At 62.0% G+C, this 17,336-nt stretch carries 17 protein-coding genes; 10 read left to right on the plus strand and 7 right to left on the minus strand.

The features are described 5' to 3' along the window. Positions 1-55: 55 nt before the first annotated feature. Positions 56-1,846 carry a long-chain fatty acid--CoA ligase gene (locus ACB028_RS10545; RefSeq protein WP_371144231.1) on the minus strand — a complete coding sequence of 597 codons (1,791 nt, stop codon included), beginning with the start codon at positions 1,844-1,846 and terminating at the stop codon, positions 56-58. A gap of 186 nt (positions 1,847-2,032) precedes the next feature. Between ACB028_RS10545 and ACB028_RS10550 the strand changes: the two genes are divergently transcribed. Beyond that, the gene (locus ACB028_RS10550) at positions 2,033-2,575 is read left to right on the plus strand and encodes a thioredoxin family protein (RefSeq protein ID WP_342010547.1); all 543 of its coding nucleotides are present in this window, start codon (positions 2,033-2,035) and stop codon (positions 2,573-2,575) included. Between the two features lie 29 nt (positions 2,576-2,604). Here the strand turns inward: ACB028_RS10550 and rimI are convergent, their stop codons facing one another. The 3 genes from rimI to ACB028_RS10565 form a co-directional block, all read right to left on the minus strand. Next, the gene (rimI, locus tag ACB028_RS10555) at positions 2,605-3,054 is read right to left on the minus strand and encodes a ribosomal protein S18-alanine N-acetyltransferase (protein WP_026456903.1); all 450 of its coding nucleotides are present in this window, start codon (positions 3,052-3,054) and stop codon (positions 2,605-2,607) included. Positions 3,055-3,184: 130 nt separating this feature from the next. Continuing rightward, entirely contained in the window at positions 3,185-3,589 is a 405-nt protein-coding gene (locus ACB028_RS10560; protein ID WP_371144232.1) for a DNA polymerase III subunit psi, read from the minus strand. Positions 3,590-3,597: 8 nt separating this feature from the next. Then, entirely contained in the window at positions 3,598-3,750 is a 153-nt protein-coding gene (locus tag ACB028_RS10565; protein ID WP_156130393.1) for a hypothetical protein, read from the minus strand. A 78-nt stretch (positions 3,751-3,828) separates the two neighbouring features. On the opposite strand from ACB028_RS10565, the gene ACB028_RS10570 reads away from it, so the two are divergent. Next, positions 3,829-5,442, plus strand: coding sequence for an ATPase RavA domain-containing protein (locus ACB028_RS10570; protein WP_371144233.1), 1,614 nt, complete (start codon positions 3,829-3,831; stop codon positions 5,440-5,442). A gap of 9 nt (positions 5,443-5,451) precedes the next feature. Continuing rightward, positions 5,452-6,906 (plus strand): ATPase RavA stimulator ViaA, encoded by a 1,455-nt coding sequence (gene viaA / locus ACB028_RS10575; RefSeq protein ID WP_371144234.1) that lies wholly within the window; start codon positions 5,452-5,454, stop codon positions 6,904-6,906. Positions 6,907-6,918: 12 nt separating this feature from the next. Here the strand turns inward: viaA and ACB028_RS10580 are convergent, their stop codons facing one another. Further along, complete coding sequence (locus ACB028_RS10580; RefSeq protein WP_342017720.1) at positions 6,919-7,923, minus strand: diguanylate cyclase domain-containing protein; 1,005 nt, start codon at positions 7,921-7,923, stop codon at positions 6,919-6,921. A gap of 198 nt (positions 7,924-8,121) precedes the next feature. Here ACB028_RS10580 and ACB028_RS10585 point away from each other — a divergent pair, with 198 nt between their 5' ends. The 4 genes from ACB028_RS10585 to ACB028_RS10600 all read left to right on the plus strand — a co-directional run bounded on the left by ACB028_RS10585 (position 8,122) and on the right by ACB028_RS10600 (position 12,854). Then, positions 8,122-9,990, plus strand: a complete 1,869-nt coding sequence (locus ACB028_RS10585) for a diguanylate cyclase (RefSeq protein ID WP_371144235.1) — start codon at positions 8,122-8,124, stop codon at positions 9,988-9,990. 254 nt (positions 9,991-10,244) lie between these two features. After that, entirely contained in the window at positions 10,245-11,834 is a 1,590-nt protein-coding gene (gene prfC / locus ACB028_RS10590) for a peptide chain release factor 3 (protein ID WP_371144307.1), read from the plus strand. A gap of 166 nt (positions 11,835-12,000) precedes the next feature. Then, entirely contained in the window at positions 12,001-12,339 is a 339-nt protein-coding gene (locus ACB028_RS10595; protein ID WP_371144236.1) for a nuclear transport factor 2 family protein, read from the plus strand. A 71-nt stretch (positions 12,340-12,410) separates the two neighbouring features. Further along, positions 12,411-12,854, plus strand: a complete 444-nt coding sequence (locus ACB028_RS10600) for an N-acetyltransferase (RefSeq protein ID WP_026457743.1) — start codon at positions 12,411-12,413, stop codon at positions 12,852-12,854. A gap of 96 nt (positions 12,855-12,950) precedes the next feature. Here the strand turns inward: ACB028_RS10600 and ACB028_RS10605 are convergent, their stop codons facing one another. Both ACB028_RS10605 and mdtH read right to left on the minus strand, forming a co-directional pair. Then, the gene (locus tag ACB028_RS10605) at positions 12,951-13,859 is read right to left on the minus strand and encodes a bifunctional helix-turn-helix transcriptional regulator/GNAT family N-acetyltransferase (RefSeq protein ID WP_342013199.1); all 909 of its coding nucleotides are present in this window, start codon (positions 13,857-13,859) and stop codon (positions 12,951-12,953) included. A gap of 89 nt (positions 13,860-13,948) precedes the next feature. Then, a complete protein-coding gene (gene mdtH, locus ACB028_RS10610; RefSeq protein WP_371144237.1) occupies positions 13,949-15,145 on the minus strand; it encodes a multidrug efflux MFS transporter MdtH in 1,197 nt (398 codons plus the stop codon). A 93-nt stretch (positions 15,146-15,238) separates the two neighbouring features. Here mdtH and ACB028_RS10615 point away from each other — a divergent pair, with 93 nt between their 5' ends. The 3 genes from ACB028_RS10615 to rimJ all read left to right on the plus strand — a co-directional run bounded on the left by ACB028_RS10615 (position 15,239) and on the right by rimJ (position 17,334). Next, positions 15,239-16,135 carry a LysR family transcriptional regulator gene (locus ACB028_RS10615; protein ID WP_371144238.1) on the plus strand — a complete coding sequence of 299 codons (897 nt, stop codon included), beginning with the start codon at positions 15,239-15,241 and terminating at the stop codon, positions 16,133-16,135. Between the two features lie 93 nt (positions 16,136-16,228). Then, positions 16,229-16,783, plus strand: a complete 555-nt coding sequence (locus tag ACB028_RS10620) for a GNAT family N-acetyltransferase (RefSeq protein ID WP_061476192.1) — start codon at positions 16,229-16,231, stop codon at positions 16,781-16,783. Beyond that, positions 16,783-17,334 carry a ribosomal protein S5-alanine N-acetyltransferase gene (gene rimJ / locus ACB028_RS10625; RefSeq protein ID WP_216993700.1) on the plus strand — a complete coding sequence of 184 codons (552 nt, stop codon included), beginning with the start codon at positions 16,783-16,785 and terminating at the stop codon, positions 17,332-17,334. Before ACB028_RS10620 ends, rimJ begins: the two co-directional genes overlap by 1 nt. Positions 17,335-17,336 lie beyond the last annotated feature (2 nt).

Below are 17,336 nucleotides of genomic sequence, written 5' to 3' on the forward strand. Positions count from 1 at the left end.
AACAAAAAAGCCGCCCCGGGGAGGGGCGGCTCTTTGTCGGTGCGAAGCGGCGGGATCAGACGTGGTTGTACATTGCCTCGATCTCGTCCTGATACTTGGCCTCGATGATCTTGCGGCGCAGTTTCATGGTCGGGGTCAGCTCCCCCAGCTCCATGGAGAAGGCGCTCGGTAGCAGGGTGAACTTCTTCACTTGCTCGAACTTGGCCAGCTCTTTTTGCAGCTCGTGGATCCGCTCCTCGAAGAAGGTCACCACCTTGGAGTGGCGCAGCAGCTCGGTCTTGCACTGGTACTGCAGATTGATGGAGCGGGCGTACTCCTCCAGCGACTCGAAGCAGGGCACGATCAGCGCCGAGACGAAGTGGCGGGCATCGGCGACGATGGCGATCTGCTCGATGAAGCGATCCTTGCCGAGGGTCCCTTCTACCAGCTGGGGGGCCACGTACTTGCCGTTGGAGGTCTTCATCAGCTCTTTCAGCCGTTCGGTGAAGTAGATGTTGCCCTCGCCGTCGAGCTCGCCGGCATCGCCGGTGCGCAGGAAGCCATCCTCGGTCATCACCTCGGCAGTGGCCTCGGGTTTGTTGTAGTAGCCGCGCATCACGGTCGGGGAGCGCACCAGCAGCTCGTTGTTTTCGCCGAGCTTCACTTCGATGCCGCTCAGGGCGGTACCGATGGAGCCCAGCTTGAATTGGCTATCCTCGTAGCAGCAGACAGTGGCGGTGGTTTCGGTCATGCCGTAGCCGTACTTGAGGTTGAGCCCCATGGCCTGGAAGAAGAGGTTCACGTCATCGGCCAGGCGGGCGCCGGCTACCGGCAGGAAGCGGGTACGACCGCCGAAGCGGGCGCGCAGCTTGCGAAATACCAGGCGTTCGGCCAGGGCCAGCTGGGCGTAGAGCCAGGGAGACGCGGACTTGCCCTGCTGACGGGTGGCGACCATCTGTTTGCCGACCCGGGTGGCCCAGCCAAACAGGGCGCGGCGCAGGCGCGGCGCCTGGGCGACTTTGGCCTGTATCATGGCGTAGGCCTTCTCGTAGAGGCGCGGCACGGCGCACATCACGGTCGGCTTCACCTCGCCGATGACCTCCATCACCTTCTGCGGGTCGCGGATGTAGACGTTCTCGGCACCGCAATAGAGCACGTAATAGGTCCAGGCGCGCTCGAATACATGGCTAAGCGGCAGCATGCACAGCGATACATCCTGCTCGTTCAGATCGAGGCGGCTGTTGTGCATCTCGAAGCAGGCGGCGATGTTGGCGAAATCGAGCATGACCCCCTTGGGCTCGCCCGTGGTGCCGGAGGTGTAGATCAGGGTCAGCAGGTCGTCCATCCGGTACTGGCTTTCGCGCTCCCGCAGCGCCTGTTCGCTGGCCTGATGGTTGCCGGAAACCAGGAAAGTCTGGAAGTGGCTGGCCTGCGGGCAGCCACGCAGATCGACTGTGCCATCGAGGGCGACGATCTGGCGGATCTCGCCGGCCTGCAGCAGGGTCAGCGCCTGATCGAACTGGGGCTGCTCACCGACGAACAGCAGGTCGATGTTGGCATCGCGTACTATGTAGCGCAGCTGATCGAGCGTACTGGTGGGATAGATGGGGACGCTGACGCCGCGGGCGGCGAGGATGCCGAGATCGGCCTGGGTCCACTCCGGCATGTTGCGGGCATAGATGCCGACCATTTCGGTGGGCTGGTGGCCGGCGCGGATCAGCGCCTGGGCGCAGTAGTCCATGGCCTGGCCCAAGGTGCGCCAGCCGATGGCACGCCATTGACCATCCTGCTGAACCCGCAGGGCGGCCTTGTTGCCAAGCTGGGCAATGCGCTCACGCATCAGTCGAACCAGATGAAGCTTCGGCATCAATCAAACATCCTTTAATTACAGTTGTACGCCCGCGAGGGCACTAAAAATCGGGCTAGAGTTTAAACTCGACCATTACGGCTTACAAGTGTTCGCTGTTTGTTCTGGATCACAAAGAGTGCAAATAGCTCTATCTCTGCACAGGGCAGCCGATATAAAAAAAGTGTGTACAGGGGAGGTAACAATATGAATTTATGGCTTAAAGGGGGATTGGCCGCCGGGGTGCTCATTGCGGCGGGGGGGAGCGCCTGGTTCTTCTCGGGCAGTGAGGCGGACAAGGCTGCCAGCGACTGGTATCAGGGGGATGAGGGGTATCAGAGCGCGCAGCGCCAGGCGCTGTCATCCGGCCAGCCGCTGCTCTATGTACTGGAAACCCCGAAGTGTCGCCGCTGCAAGGCGCTGGATCAGCGCTTCTGGCAGAGCGACGAGATGGTGGGCCCCCTCTCGCGACTGGTGAAGGTGAGGCTCAATCCGGGGAGCGGGGATGGCAGCGAGCAGATCCTGCGCCGCTTCCCCAGGGTGGCGACGCCGCCCGGCATCTACGTACAGCGACCGGGTGAACCCTTGAAGCCCATCAAGCTGGTGGTGGATATCAACCAGATCTGGATGCCGGGCAAGACCTGGCAGCGGGGCTTCTATATGCCGCTCTCGGCGGCGGCCTTCGAGGCCGTGCTCGAGACCACCCTGGCCCTGCAGGACCCCGCTCTGGACAATGCCCCGCTGGAGTGATGCCGGGGCAGGTCACCAAAGCCCTGATGTCAGCCGAAGTCGAACAGGCGCGACATCAGGATCGCATCTTCCCGCTCGCTGCCGGTGCCGTAGTAGTCGGCCCGGCGGCAATATTCCGCAAAGCCGGCGCTCTCGTAGAGGCCGATGGCGGCCAGATTGCTGGCGCGCACCTCAAGAAACCAGGCCTCGGCCCCCTTCGCCTTGCTGCGAGCCAGATACTCCTTCAGCAGCGCCCGGCCCAGCCCCTTGCCCTGAAAATCCGGGTGCACGCAGATGTTCATCAGCGAGCTGTCGCCGGCCACCAGATCCGAGATGTAGAAACCGGCCGGGCGGCCATCCACCAGCATCAGGCCGTTGAGATAACGGGGGCCAAAGCAGGAGAGCAGGTTGGCCTGACTCCAGGGCTCCTTGTGGGCGGCCTGCTCAATGGGATAGACAAGCTCGAAATCGCTCTCGAGCAGGGGACGAAACTCAGCCATGGAAACTCCGAAACTAGGGAAAAATGGCGACAAGCCGCACTGGCATCCGCCGAGCCAGGTGGCGTGCCGCCTTTGTAAAATCAGGTAAAAAGAGCGGCATCACCGGGCCGGCTTGCGACAAGATGCCCTCTTATGCCGCCGTCGCGGCCAGTCGTTGACGCAGCTGTTGCCACAGCGCCCGCTTCTGCGTCCCGTTGGGCGCGAGCGGGCAGATCAGGGCATCGGGCCAGCGGGGATCGCTCTCGGTCAACCAGAGCAGGGGCGGCTCGCCGGCGGGCATCTCCCCAAGCAGTGACACCTCCTTAGGCGTAATGCCGAGCAGCTGGCAGATATCGGCCAGCAGAGTCTGAGCGGGCAGCTGTGGGGCCAGCAGCCAGAGCTTGCCGTCTGGCATGACAGCCTCTTGGGTCTGTTCGCCGCTGGCAGGCTGCGGCTTGGTTGGTTCAGGGGCGCCACCCAGCAAGGCCGGGCGGCGCAACTGCCAGCCTTGAATGCCCATGCGGGCCAACATGCTCTGACGTACGGGATCTTGCATGGGGCGACTCACTCTTGATCTGCGTTGGGGAAAATCGTGCCGGGCAGGGTACACTCGAACGGGTTTTGCTGCACCCTTTGCAGCGTACAGCCTTGGCCCGCGCGGTTTTTTCCTGCCAGAACGGGGTATTTTGCAGCAACCAGGGCCAGAATAAACATCATAACAAGACAAAATCCAAGGGCGAACAAACGGATATCACCCCTTGGCGCCATCATTATCTCAGCTTCGGAATTGTCTCTATGTCGCTTTCAGCTCAAGCCCACGCCGCCGTGCGGTCCATGCCCATCCATGAACGCCTGCCCCGTCTGCTGACCGCTCTCGGCGAGGGGCTCTATGAACGCCAGGATGCCCTGCGGCTCGGTCTGCTGGCTGCTCTCAGCGGCGAGAGCGTGTTTCTGCTGGGGCCCCCCGGCATCGCCAAGAGCCTGATCGCCCGCCGGCTCAAGCTGGCCTTTCACGAGGCCCGCCACTTTGAATACCTGATGACCCGCTTCAGCACACCGGAGGAGGTATTCGGTCCCCTCTCCATCCAGGCCCTGAAGGAGGATGGCAAGTACCTGCGCCTGACCAATGGCTACCTGCCGGAGGCCGAGGTGGTGTTCCTCGACGAGATCTGGAAGGCGGGCCCCGCCATCCTCAACACCCTGCTCACCGCCATCAACGAGCGGCAGTTTCGCAACGGCGATGGTCAGTACCCCATCCCGATGCGGTTGCTGGTGACTGCCTCCAACGAGCTGCCGGCCCCCGACAGCGGGCTGGAGGCCCTCTACGACCGCATGCTGGTGCGGATCTGGATGGACAGGGTGCAGGAGAAGGCCAACTTTCAGGCGATGCTGGCCAGCGACGGTCACGCCCATCAAAACTTGCCGGCCGCCTTGCAGATCCAGGGGGAGGAGTACCAGCAGTGGCAGAGCCAGATCGAGCAGGTGCGCCTGCCGGAAGCCTGTTTCGAGCTCATCTATCAGCTGCGCCAGCAGCTCGACAGCCAGCTGGCCCATCGCTGCTACGTGTCGGATCGGCGCTGGAAGAAGGCCGTCAGACTCATCAAGGCGAGCGCCTTCTTCAACGGCCGCGACGAGGTGGCCCCCCTCGATCTGCTGCTGTTCAAGGATTGCCTGTGGCACGACGAGGAGTCCCGCACCGCCCTGCTGGAGATGATGACCGAGTTTTCCCGCCTCTACGGCTATCAGCAGCTGGCCATGACCCGTCAGCTGCTGGCCCTGAGGGACAGGTTCAAGCAGCTCAAGCAGCGGGTTGCCCAGCGTCTCTGCTGCAAGGCGCGCCAGCGCAAGCAGTGGTTTGGCCGCCGCGCGCGGGGGATCGAGATCCCCCTGGCCAACGCCAGACCCTTCGGCAAGGCTGTGCACTTCCACCTGCTCACCCCGGCGCCGCTGGATGGTGGCGATCCCGAGCGTCTGACCGAGACTCTGGTGTTCGATCGCACCCTGCTTTCCCACTGGCACCCGACCGGTGAAGCTCTGGCGGGCTATCAGTATGGCAACCCGAAAGAGGGCCATTTTGAGCTGGTGCTTGATGACGAGCTGCGGCTTCACGTGCTGGATATCCAGCGTCAGCAGATCCCGCTGGTACTGATGGAGCGCAACGCCATCCCCGAGGTGGTGCTGGAACCCTGGCTGCAGGAGCTGGATGAGTTGCAGGCCGAAGTGGCCAAGGTGGTGCAGTCGCTCAAGCAGCAGCGGAGCCTGTTCGAGCGCCATCAGCAGCACCTCTTCATCGGCCAGCGCTGGCTGCAGCAGGTGGAGGACAGTTTCTTCGTGCTGAACCGGGATCTCGAGCAACTCTCCGGCGAGCTGGCGCACTGGCGCGAGCGGTTGCCCAGGCTGGACGACTAAGGAGTTCCCATGCTGGAAATTGGCATGCTGGATCTGGGGCTCCTGATGGGGGAAGGGGAGCTGGCGGGGGAGGTGGCGCTGCTGCTGGCCGCCTCACCCAAGATCTCCGAGTTCATCAAGCGCTCGCCGCTACAGGGCAAGCTGCTGAAAAAGCGCCTGCAGAGCTGGGGCGAACAGCTTGGCGAGGAGATCCGCCACAAGCCGGTGCCGGTGGCGCTGGAGCAGGAGTACCTGCTCTATCAGGCGCATCGCCAGCTACCGATGACTGAGCTTATCGGCCGCTTGCCGGCGCTGCTGGAGGCGCTCGAGCAGTACAGCCCGTTCGCCGGCGAAGCCCGCAGCCTGGTGCGCCAGCTGGTGGCTCATCCGACCGAGAGCCTGCGCCAGCTGTTTGTCGAGAAGTGGCGTGCCAGTCTGGTGGGCAGTTTGCTGCAACTGCAGCAGCAGATCGCCGAGGCGGAGCGGGAGAAGCAGCGCCAGGAGATCGAGGATCAACTGCTGGCGAGCCGCACCCTGGCCGATGCCCTCGATCCCCACCAGATCTCGGCCGGTGGTCTGTGGGATCTGGCCCAGGGCAGCTGGCACAAGCGCAGCCTGGTGCTGGTCAAGCAGTATGCCCGTATGTTGCAGCGGGAACCCCTGCTGGCTGAGATAGCCGCCCAGCTTGGGCGCAGCGAACGGGATCGGCAGGCGCAGGAGCAGCCGGTGCCGCCGGTGCAGATGCTGGAGCTCGAACCTGCCCCCAGCGACGATGTGCCCGACGATCTGGTGGGGATCCATCAGGCCAGCGACCTGATGCGGCTGCTGCCGAGCGAGGCGGTGATGCTGGGGCTGCCGGAGCTGGAGCTGGAGTTCTATCGCCGCTATCTGGAGCGGCGCCTGCTCAGCTACCAGTCACGGGGTACCCTGCCACGCCAACGCATCATGTTGCGCACCCCGGAACAGGGGGGACACCAGCTGCAGCAGCGGGGGCCCTTCATCGTCTGCGTCGATACGTCGGGCTCCATGGGCGGTTATCCAGAGGAGTGTGCCAAGGCGCTGTTTCTGGCGCTGCTCAAGGTGGCGATGGACGAGAAGCGCGGCTGCTATCTGATGCTCTTCTCCACCGAGGTGGCGACCCTCGAGATCACCGCTGACACCGGGCTGGACAAGGCGGAGCGCTTCCTCTCCATGAGTTTTCACGGCGGTACCGATCTGGTGCCCTGTCTCGAGAAGGCGTTGATCAAGCTTGACGAGCCTGCCTTTGCCAAGGCGGATGTGCTGGTGATTTCCGACTTTATCGCCCAGAGTCTGCCCCATCCCCTGCTCGATCAGATGAATCGCTATCGTCATCGCGAGACCCGTTTTCACGCCGTCGCCATGTCTCGCCACGCCAAGCCGGCACTATTGCGGGTATTCGACAACAGCTGGTTGCTGGATTGCGGCCTGCGTGGCCGCCTGCTGCGCCGCTGGCAGCAGCACTGAGGGATCCCGCCGTCAGTGAGCCGGAGTGTGGCTCAAGGCGCGTTCGTTGACCTGTTCCTGATCCAGCAGTGGCTGACCGCTCGGACGGGAGATGTGAAAGCCCCGTTTGCCGCTGCGCTTGACCTGGTACATGGCCTGATCGGCCCGGGCCAGGGCGGCGCCGAAGTCATCCTGGGGCCGGATGGCCGCAATTCCCATGCTTAGACCCACATTCCCGTCGCCGTTGGCGAGGGGGAAGGGGGTCGAGATGAGCTCGATGCAGAGTTGGGCCAGCTCGTGGGTACGGGGATCCTCGCTCTCCCAGGGGAGCAGCAGCACAAACTCGTCGCCGCCAAGGCGTCCCAGTTCGCTCTCTTCCGGACAGCACTGCCTGAGACGCTGAGTCAGGGCGACCAGCAGCTCGTCTCCGGCCCGGTGGCCCAGGTTGTCATTGACCTGTTTGAAGTCATCGAGATCGATGAAGCAGATGGATTTGAAACCCTGGTTGAACTTGCGCTGCAAGGCGGTGCGGTTGGCAAGGCCGGTGAGGGGATCCCGATGGGCGAGCCGGGCCAGCTGCTGTTCGTACTCTTTCTCGTGGGTGATGTCGATGTGGGTGCCCATCACCCGGATGGGGTTGCCCTGTTCATCCCGTTCCACCACGCGGCCCCGATCCAGCACCCAGGTGGTCTTGCCATCCTTGGCGATCATCCGGTGCATCACCTGATAAAACGGGCTCTTGCCGCTCAGATGGTCGAAGAAGGCCTGCAGCACCCGCTCCCTGTCTTCCGGGTGCAGATGCTCGCGCCAGACGTCGAAATGGGCAGACAGCTCCTTGGGCTGAAATCCCAGCATGGCGCCCCAGCGGCGGTTGAAGATGATGAGCTTGCCGGTGGGGATGTGGTTTTGCCAGATGCACAGGCCGGTACCATCCATGGCTGCGTCCAGTTTTTCGCGGGCATCGTCGGCGATGCGCTTTAGCCGCTCGTTTTCCAGCTGCAGCCTGGCATAGGCAGCCTGCAACTCCTCGTATGTCATCCCGCCACATCCCTGCAAAAAGACATATAGTCGATGCTGGGTCTGCTCCTGTAAAGCGCTGGATTTCGTCATTGTGAGGAGGGCTAAAAACCGGATTTGGCATAAGGTTTGCTGCCAGGTCGGACAAGGAACGATATGATGAGTTATCAGAGTATCAGTGCTATCGAATGGGGAACCTGATCCGGCATGAAGCGTTGCATGACCTTGATCCTGTGGGTGTGTCTGGCTTGCTCTCCTGCTTGGGCGGCACGAGGCCCCCTTGGCGAGCCGCAATTATCCAAAGAGTTGCAAGCGCTGGAAGAGGGGGGCCTGCCCGATCGCATCTACCGATTGCGGGTCGCCGCCCTGGCGGCCAATCGCGACGCCTATTCCCCCGACGTGCAGGGCCGGATTGCCCGGCTGCAGTGTCGGGCCATGCCAGCCGAGCGGGACAGCGAGTATCGCGCCGTGGTGGCTTTTGCCGACAAGGAGCTGGCCATCGCCAGGGCGCGCAAGGATCGGCTCACCGAAACCGGACTGCTTGTCTGTCGCGGCTTTCACCAGCAGATGCTCGGCAACATGAAGCTGGCGCTGGCCGATTTTGGGCAGGCACAGGGGTTGGCGCGGGAGCTTGGGGATCGGATGCAAGAGGCCGATGTCCTCAGTTATCGTGGCGAACTCTACTCCTATCAGGGCAAGCTGGCCGAGGGGCTGAAGGAGCTTATCGAAGCGTACCAGCGCTATGAAGATCTGGGCATGGAGGACAAGGGGCGGGAAGTATTGACCCTGATTGCCAACTCCTATCGGCGCATGGGGCTCTATGAGCGAGCCGACGACTATTTCAAGGAACTGGAGCAGGACTATCGCCAGCTCGGGGCCCGGGAACAGCTGGTGGATATCCATGCCCAGCAGGCGCTGCTCTACGCCGAAATGGACGAGTTCGACCGGGCCCTGCCCCTGATGCAGGAGGCCGAGCGCTACTATCAGTTCCAGCGTCAGGAGGGACTGCTGGCCTGGAGCCAGATCGAGGTGGCCACCATGCTGCTCAACCAGAACAAGGTGAGCGAGGCCAAAGCCAAGCTGAAACAGGCCGAAGTACTGCTGCACGATCGCGAGGGGAGCGACAGCGTGACCCTGGCGCACTGGCAACTGGTGATGGCCATGGTGCTGGATGCCTCGGGAGAGCAAACCAGAGCCCTCGACTATCTGGCGCGGGCGGAGACCGTTTTCGCCAGGGAGAATAACCAGCGTTTTCTGATCCGTGTCTATGGTCTGCGCTCGCGCATCTTCGAGCGTCAGGGTCGGGTCGGCGATGCGCTGGCCAGCCTCAAGCAGTATGTGCAGACCCGGCATGCCACCGAGCTGGTGCTCAGGGAGCAGCGCTCCTTGCAGATGCGCTTCGAGTTCGATCTGGCCCGCAAGGAGCTGGAAAACCAGACCCTCAAGACCAAACAGCTGTTGCAGGAAGCCAAGCTCAAGCAACTGCAGGAGCGCCGCCAGTGGCAATTCGCCGTGGTAGCTCTGCTGCTGGTGGTGATGGGCATGCTGGTGCTCTATCTTTTCAACCGCAGCCGCAAGATGAGGCGGCTGGCCATGACGGACGAGCTGACCGGTCTCCACAATCGTCGCCAGATCATGGCGCGGGGTCAGGCCTGTTTCGATCAGGCAAAAAGTGGTGGTCCTTCCCTGAGCGTCTTGTTGCTGGATATCGATCACTTCAAGCAGGTCAATGATCAGCTGGGCCACCACATGGGGGACATGGTACTCAAGGCGGTGGCTCGTTGCCTCGGTGAGCAGCTGCGGGTGCAGGACGAGGTGGGACGCAACGGCGGCGAGGAGTTTCTGGTGCTGCTGCCCGATACCAGACTCGAGGAGGCAGCCGAGGTGGCAGAGCGGATCCGCCAACGGGTCTCCCAGCTGTGTATAGACGGGATGCCGGAGGGGCGTTTTGTCCATGTCAGCATAGGTTGCGCCCAGTATGGCTCCCTCGATGACACCCTGAGTGCCCTGATCCGGCGGGCCGACGAGGCCATGTACCAGGCCAAGCAGACCGGGCGCAACCGGGTGGTGCTGGCTCAAGAGGCTTGAGGTGTACCTTGTGGATTTCTCCACCATGCCAGGCTGGGTATTTTTCGCTCGCGCGGGTATAATGCCGCGCAATTTTGCTTTGACTCAGGCGAGACGACCCATGTAATGCAACGCTTTCCCCCCTTTTTCCACCTGGCTGGCCTGATGCCTGCCGGCGTGGCATGCGCTGCATACAGATGTGCCGTGAGTCGAATGCGGCATCCCGGATTTATTCCCACGGTGGCCAAGGCCGCCGCCCAATAGAAGAACGTTGAATTATGTCAGCTGAATTTCTGAGTGAAGTCTCCAAGAGACGCACTTTTGCGATTATCTCGCACCCGGATGCGGGTAAAACCACCATCACCGAAAAAGTCCTGCTGTTCGGACAGGCCATTCAGCGCGCCGGTACCGTCAAGGGCCGTGGCTCGGGCCAGCACGCCAAATCCGACTGGATGGAGATGGAGAAGCAGCGTGGTATCTCCATCACCACCTCGGTGATGCAGTTCCCCTATGCCGACTGCCTGGTCAACCTGCTCGATACCCCGGGTCACGAGGACTTCTCCGAAGATACCTACCGCACCCTGACGGCGGTCGACTGCTGCCTGATGGTCATTGATGCCGCCAAGGGTGTTGAAGACCGGACCCGCAAGTTGATGGAAGTCACCCGGCTGCGCGATACTCCCATCCTCACCTTCATGAACAAGCTGGACCGCGAAGTGCGCGATCCCATGGAGGTGATGGACGAGGTGGAGCGCGAGCTCAACATCATGTGCGCCCCCATCACCTGGCCCATTAGCTGCGGCAAATCCTTCAAGGGGGTCTATCACCTCTACAAGGATGAGACCTATCTGTATCAGAGCGGTCAGGGCCACACCATCCAGGAGAAGCGGGTGATCAAGGGGCTGAACAACCCGGATCTGGACGCCGCCATCGGTGAAGATCTGGCTCAGCAGCTGCGTGATGAGCTGGAGCTGGTGCAGGGTGCCTCTCCCGAGTTCGATCACGACGCCTTCATCGCCGGCGAGATGACCCCGGTCTTCTTCGGTACCGCACTCGGCAACTTCGGTGTCGACCATATGCTGGACGGCCTGACCGACTGGGCGCCGGCCCCCATGCCGCGCAAGGCCGAGAGCCGCGAAGTGGCTGCCACCGAGGAGAAGTTCTCCGGCTTCGTGTTCAAGATCCAGGCGAACATGGACCCGAAACACCGCGACCGTATCGCCTTTATGCGCATCGTCTCCGGCACCTACTCCAAGGGCATGAAGATGCACCACGTGCGTCTGGGCAAGGATGTGAACATCTCCGATGCCGTGACCTTCATGGCTGGCGATCGCGAGCAGGCGGAAGACGCCTTCGCGGGTGACATCATCGGTCTGCACAACCACGGCACCATCCAGATCGGCGACACCTTCACCCAGGGTGAGGATCTCAAGTTCACCGGCATCCCGAACTTCGCGCCGGAACTGTTCCGCCGCATCCGCCTGCGCGACCCCCTCAAGCAGAAGCAGCTGCTCAAGGGGCTGGTACAGCTCTCCGAAGAGGGGGCGGTGCAGGTGTTCCGTCCGCTACAGAGCAACGATCTCATCGTCGGTGCGGTCGGTGTGCTGCAGTTCGACGTGGTGGTGTCGCGCCTCAAGAGCGAGTACAACGTCGAGGCCCTGTACGAGGCGGTCAACGTCTCCACCGCCCGCTGGGTGGAAGGGACAGATGCCAAGAAGTTCGAGGAGTTCAAGCGCAAGAACGAGATCAACCTGGCCCTCGATGGCGGTGACAACCTCACCTATATCGCGCCGACCATGGTCAACCTGCGCCTGGCTCAGGAGCGTCACCCGGACGTCCTGTTCCGCCAGACTCGCGAGCACTGATACCGCTTCGCAAGCCTGCATGGCTGACGAGACAAGAGACCCCGCTTCGGCGGGGTCTTTTTTTATCGGCTTTTACGGGGAACCGTGGGGAAGGGAATTTGTCTGTTATCGACGATTGAGTAAAAAACCAATATAAATGAATAAATTAAATTTATTGGAGAGTGCTATGTCCGCCTCGCTGCCCGTCCAGGCACAGCTGGAAGCCTACAATGCCCATGATATCGAGGCCTTCCTGGCTTGCTTTTCCGAGCAGTTCAAAGCCTATCGCATGCCGGCAGAATCGCCTTCCACCGTTGGCAAGGAGGCGCTGAGAACCTTCTATGCAGAGCATCGCTTCAACAACCCGCTGCTGAAGGCCGAACTGTTGTCGAGGACGGTGCTCGGCAACAAGGTGTTTGATCATGAGCGGATCCACGGTCTCTCTCCCGAACCGCTGGAGAGTGTGGCGGTCTTCGAGGTAGAGGAAGGCCTTATCAGCACCGCCTGGTTCTATTTCCCCTCTTGATCCGAGCATTCACATGTTGTTCCATATGGGCCTTTGCTCACATGTCAGAGAAACAGCAATAAGGACATTGCATGCTTATTATCCAGGCTACTTCAGACGACTTGGAAGAGGTCAGCGATCTGTTTGATGCTTATCGTCAGTTTTATGGACAGGCACCAGATCGTGGTGCTGCGACCAGCTTCATTGCCGAACGATTAACCAATGCCGATGCGGTTATCTTTCTTGCTCGCAGTGAGGCGGGGGACGCCATGGGGTTTGTCCAGCTCTACCCTGCATTTTCATCCGTTGCCATGAAGCGAATGTGGTATCTCAACGATCTCTTTGTCACCAAGTCGGCCCGCCAGCAGGGGGTTGCGCGAGCCTTGTTAAGACGGGTGGCCGTTTTTGCCAGAGAGACGGATGCACTGACAGTCAAACTGGCGACTGCTACATCCAATCACCCAGCGAAATCGCTCTATGAATCAGAGGGATATCAAAAGATCATCGCTTTTGATCACTATACCCAGCGGGTTTAGGTGCGGCGCTAGGCGGATCTTCAACTTGATTGCTGCCTACCGCTCTTCCTCCTTGGGAGAAGGGCGGTAGATATAGGGCAGGATACGGCGTGTTGCTCAGAGCTGTAGCACCATGCAGATCTCGCAGGCATCGTGGCCGGTGCAACCGAGCGGGCCGGGCAGGTGTTCAAAACCCAGTGACTCGTAGAGGCTGGTGGCTTCCCGCAGTACCTCTGTGGTCTCAAGGTAACAGCGCTGGTAGCCGAGGGTTCGTGCCTCCTCCAGCGCCTGCAGCACCAGCCGTCGCCCCAGTCCCAGCCCGCGCAGGGCGGGCATGAAGTACATCTTCTGCAGCTCGCAGGTCTCCTCTTCTCCCGCCAGCCTGGCTATGCCGCCGCCACCCAGAATGGTGCCGTCGGGCCCTTCAATCACCCAGTAGCGGCTACCCCTGCCCTGATAAGTCTCATGGAGCTGATCCAGGTTCGGGTCGGCGACTCCATAGCCCTTGTCGGCGGTGAGGCCGTATTCGGCGGAGACGGCGCGCACCACGGCAGCGATGGCAGGGTTATCGGCCGGGGTGATGGAACGAATGCGATAGCCCTGCTGGCGGCGGGCACGGGAGAGGGCGCTGCGATAGAGGCGCAGGCCTTCCCACAGCCGCTCGCGTTCTTCCTGAGTCAACTGGGCCAGGGTCTCTTCCATGGCGCAGTCCATCTCCCTATGCAGCGCCAGTAGCTGGCTTTGACCGGCGATGGTGAGGCGAGCCTCCTTGCTGCGGCCATCGGAGGGATGGGGATGCCAGCTGATGAGCTCCCGTTCGGCGAGGCGCGCCAGCGGACGGCTGGCGTTGGACTTGTCGATGCGCAGTTTCTCTGCCAACTGCTGGTTGGTGGCAGGGCCGCTCTCCAGTTCGATCAGCAGGTGGGCTTCAATGGGGGTGAGGGCCAGCTCGCCGCATTGCTGGGAGAGCATGCCGAGTTCGCGGACCAGCTCGCGAGAGAGGGCGCGCAGGGGGCGGGGATCCATATCAGGGTTTCCTTTTTGTTGTGTACAACAACCAATTTAGTGACTTGGTTGTTGTGCGCAACTTTATTTTTCATTTCCCTGAAAATGGTTCAGGCTGCCGCCCGGCTTCTCAGCTCCGGGCGGCGGGCGAAGCAGTGAGCCAGCAGCAGCATGGTGACCACGCCGATCGTGCCCAGTACCAGCCAAGGGAGGGCGGGTTGCCCCTGCTGCAGGGCATAGTCATAGAGGGAGCCTCCCCCCACGTAGCCTGTCATGCCCCCCAGGGCGAGTCCGAGTCTGCTGAAACCCATGTAGCTACCGCGTGCGTTGGGGTTGGCCAGCCGGGTCATCAGGGTCTCCCGCGCCGGCTCGCAGATGATGATCCCCAGATAGAAGCAGGCCAGCAGCACGAAGAGCCCCGACAGGGTGTTGACGAAGGCGACCAGCCCTATCCCTATTGTCATCAGCAGAATGCCGGCCATCAGGCGATTTTCCAGCTTGTAGCGCCGCTCGCTGAAACGGGCGATGGGGTAGAGCAGCGCCAGCGACAGGGCGGTCTCCAGGCTGTACATCCAACCAACCGCCGTGGTGCTGCCGGAGAGCTGCTTGACCAGGATGGGGAAGATCAGCATCACCTGTACCCACAGCATGTAGTAGCCGCTCAGGATCAGCACCAGCCGGCAGAAGGCGCGATCCGCCAGCACCTGCCCCAGTCCTTGCCGCATCGGGGTCGGCTTGAGGGAGAGGCGGTAAGGGGGCAACAGCAGCCAGTTGCACAGGGCCGCCAGGGTGAACAGGCCGGAGCCCAGCAGGCAGACATAGGTGAAATCAAAGCGCAGCAACCAGCTGCCGAGCAGGGCCCCGGTCACGGCGCCGGCGCTTTCCAGCATCATCAACAGGGAGATGAAACGGCCCCGATCGCCCGGGCGGGTGAACTTGATCACCAGGGCAGCCCGCGGTGGATCGAACAGGCAGCCACCGAGGCCGGAGAGGAAGCAGGAGAAGATCAGCATGGCGCCGCTCTCGGCCCAGGCAAGGGTGGCGAAGCCGACGGCGCGCAGCAGCATGCCGGTGACGATGAGCGGACGGGCACCGAAGCGATCGGCCAGGGAGCCGCCGAAGATCCCCAGCCCCTGCTGGGTCAGCTGACGCAGCCCCAGGGCCAGCCCTACCAACCCCGCCGCCCAGCCGAGCTGATCCACGAAGCGCAGGCTGATCATCGGCATCACCACAAAGAAACCCAGGATAACCAGCGTCGTATCCAGCGCCAGAAACCAGCGCCCCCAATGCCTTGCCCGCTCGACCATAATGCCCTCTCTATTGATTGATGACTCCATTCTGGAGGGGCATCAGATATAGTGGTAGACGACAACTACCTATATTTCATATCAGGATTTTTTATGTCTATGGATCTGGACGATTTGCAGCTGCTGCTGGATGTGGCGGAGCTCGGCAGTTTCAGTCAGGCGGCGGCTATCCGCGGTTGGTCGCAACCTCTGGTGAGCCAGCGCATTGCCCATCTGGAACTGATTCTGGGGGCACCGCTGTTCCAGCGTCATCGCCGCGGCGTGACTCCAACCCGCGCCTGCGAGGAGTTCCTGCCTGCGGCCCGTTCGGCCCTGACAACCCTGAGCGAAGGGCGGCTGGCGCTGCAGGGGGCACCTGCGCTGCCCTGCATCCGTCTCTCCAGCCTGCCTTCCCTTACTTCGGTGGTGTTTGGCTCGCTCCTGATGGAGCTGGTAGACGAGGCGTTCGAGATCCGCTGCACCACGGATCATTCCGGCGTCATCATGCAGGAGCTGCTGACCGGGGTGACCGACATCGGTTTCGTACTCAAGTGTCCGCCGGTGGCGGGACTGCAGATGGAGCTGCTCTGCTGCTCCCCCATCATCGCCATCGCCTCGCCCTTGCATCCGCTGGCGGGGTGCCACGGTTTGACTCTGCAGGACATCGCCGATCAGCGGCTTGCCCCCCAGGTGTGGGGGCCAGGTTGTGACGTCTTTATCCAGCAATTGCGGCGGCTGCGCCGTGCCGCCAGCCCCTTGCACGGGGTGCAGCCCGCGAGTGCGGCCCGGGATCTGGCGCTGGAGCACGGCTTTATCACCCTGATGCCGGAGCTGGCCATCGCGCGGGATCTGGAGGTCGGGCGACTGGTCAAACTGGATGTCTGCAATCTGCCTCAGGAGCACTGGGACGTGATGATGGCCTGGCGCGGTGGCAAACGGCCCAATCCGGCCAAGGAGGCGGTGCTGGCGACAGCTCGTGCCCTTGCCAAACGGTGGCGCGGTGAAAGGTGAGCGACCCCCTGCAAAAGGGTTGGCACCTCTGGAAGCAATTGGCTACATTGGTGCTGTTTTGTCATTTGATGACTGATTTCAAAGGAGAATCCCATGTTCTCATGGCAGTTAGACGATGAGCTTGCGCTGCTCTTTTTGCAGCCCGACATGGCGAGCGAGCTGTTTGCCCTCTGCCGCGACAACCGGGAATACCTCTCCCAGTGGCTGCCCTGGCCGCCCCTGATCCTGCGCCCCGCCGACAGTGCCACCTTCATTCGCCACGCCATCGAGAAGTTTGCCCGCGGCGAGGGGCTGACTACCGCCATCGAGTATCAGGGCGAGGTGGTCGGGGTGATCGGCTACAACCAGATAGACGCGGATCTTGGCAAGGTGGTCATCGGCTACTGGCTGGCGGAGCGCTGGCAGGGCAACGGCATCATCACCCGGGCCTGTCAGGCCCTTATCCATCATGCTTTCGAGGAGATGGGCATGGAGAAGGTGGAGATCAGTGCCGCTACTGACAACGAGCCAAGCCGGGCCGTCTGCGAGCGGCTCGGGATGCAGCAGGAGGGGATCACCCGGCGCGCCGAACGGCTGGCCGGCCGGGTGGTGGATCACGTCCACTACAGTTTGCTACGTGATGAGTGGTTGAGGTTGAGGGAATCCTGATGGTGCTGCCACATCTCAAGACGGCCCGAGCCCACCTGACGGTGCTGTCGCCGGATCAGGCCCCCATGATGCTCGACTTCTACCGGCGCAATCGCGCCCACCTCACCCCCTGGGAGCCACTGCGGGATGAGCGCTTTTATACCCTCCCGTACTGGCACGCCAGGTTGCAGGAGAGTTATGGCCAGTTCTTCCATGGCACCGGCGTCAATCTGGCGGCCCTGGATCCGGCGGGGGAGCGGGTGATCGCCACCTGCAACTTCAGCAACATATTGATGGGGATCTTCAAGGCGTGCCACCTGGGTTATGCCGTCGATCAGCAGCACCAGGGGCAGGGGCTGATGCAGGAGGTGCTGCCCGTCGCCATCGATTACCTGTTTCGCGAGCATGGCCTGCACCGCATCATGGCCTGTTACATGCCGGCCAATCATCGCAGCGGCGCCCTGCTGGAGCGGCTCGGCTTCGAGCGGGAGGGGTATGCCAGGGAGTATCTGATGATCAATGGCCGCTGGGAGGATCATATCCTCACCTCATTGATCAACCCGGCGCCGTAAAC

The sequence above is a fragment of the Aeromonas sp. S9(2024) genome, from assembly GCF_041403185.1.
Classification (GTDB): domain Bacteria; phylum Pseudomonadota; class Gammaproteobacteria; order Enterobacterales; family Aeromonadaceae; genus Aeromonas; species Aeromonas enteropelogenes.

Bases quoted from the DNA above. Each gene is read 5' to 3' on its own strand.
- ACB028_RS10580 (WP_342017720.1), bottom strand. From the start codon at position 7,923: ATGACATACGAGGAGTTGCAGGCTGCCTATGCCAGGCTGCAGCTGGAA.
- ACB028_RS10595 (WP_371144236.1), top strand. From the start codon at position 12,001: ATGTCCGCCTCGCTGCCCGTCCAGGCACAGCTGGAAGCCTACAATGCC.
- ACB028_RS10545 (WP_371144231.1), bottom strand. From the start codon at position 1,846: ATGCCGAAGCTTCATCTGGTTCGACTGATGCGTGAGCGCATTGCCCAG.
- ACB028_RS10560 (WP_371144232.1), bottom strand. From the start codon at position 3,589: ATGCAAGATCCCGTACGTCAGAGCATGTTGGCCCGCATGGGCATTCAA.
- viaA (WP_371144234.1), top strand. From the start codon at position 5,452: ATGCTGGAAATTGGCATGCTGGATCTGGGGCTCCTGATGGGGGAAGGG.
- mdtH (WP_371144237.1), bottom strand. From the start codon at position 15,145: ATGGTCGAGCGGGCAAGGCATTGGGGGCGCTGGTTTCTGGCGCTGGAT.
- ACB028_RS10570 (WP_371144233.1), top strand. From the start codon at position 3,829: ATGTCGCTTTCAGCTCAAGCCCACGCCGCCGTGCGGTCCATGCCCATC.
- ACB028_RS10620 (WP_061476192.1), top strand. From the start codon at position 16,229: ATGTTCTCATGGCAGTTAGACGATGAGCTTGCGCTGCTCTTTTTGCAG.
- ACB028_RS10585 (WP_371144235.1), top strand. From the start codon at position 8,122: ATGACCTTGATCCTGTGGGTGTGTCTGGCTTGCTCTCCTGCTTGGGCG.
- ACB028_RS10550 (WP_342010547.1), top strand. From the start codon at position 2,033: ATGAATTTATGGCTTAAAGGGGGATTGGCCGCCGGGGTGCTCATTGCG.
- ACB028_RS10565 (WP_156130393.1), bottom strand. From the start codon at position 3,750: ATGATGTTTATTCTGGCCCTGGTTGCTGCAAAATACCCCGTTCTGGCA.
- ACB028_RS10605 (WP_342013199.1), bottom strand. From the start codon at position 13,859: ATGGATCCCCGCCCCCTGCGCGCCCTCTCTCGCGAGCTGGTCCGCGAA.
- rimJ (WP_216993700.1), top strand. From the start codon at position 16,783: ATGGTGCTGCCACATCTCAAGACGGCCCGAGCCCACCTGACGGTGCTG.
- rimI (WP_026456903.1), bottom strand. From the start codon at position 3,054: ATGGCTGAGTTTCGTCCCCTGCTCGAGAGCGATTTCGAGCTTGTCTAT.
- ACB028_RS10600 (WP_026457743.1), top strand. From the start codon at position 12,411: ATGCTTATTATCCAGGCTACTTCAGACGACTTGGAAGAGGTCAGCGAT.
- ACB028_RS10615 (WP_371144238.1), top strand. From the start codon at position 15,239: ATGTCTATGGATCTGGACGATTTGCAGCTGCTGCTGGATGTGGCGGAG.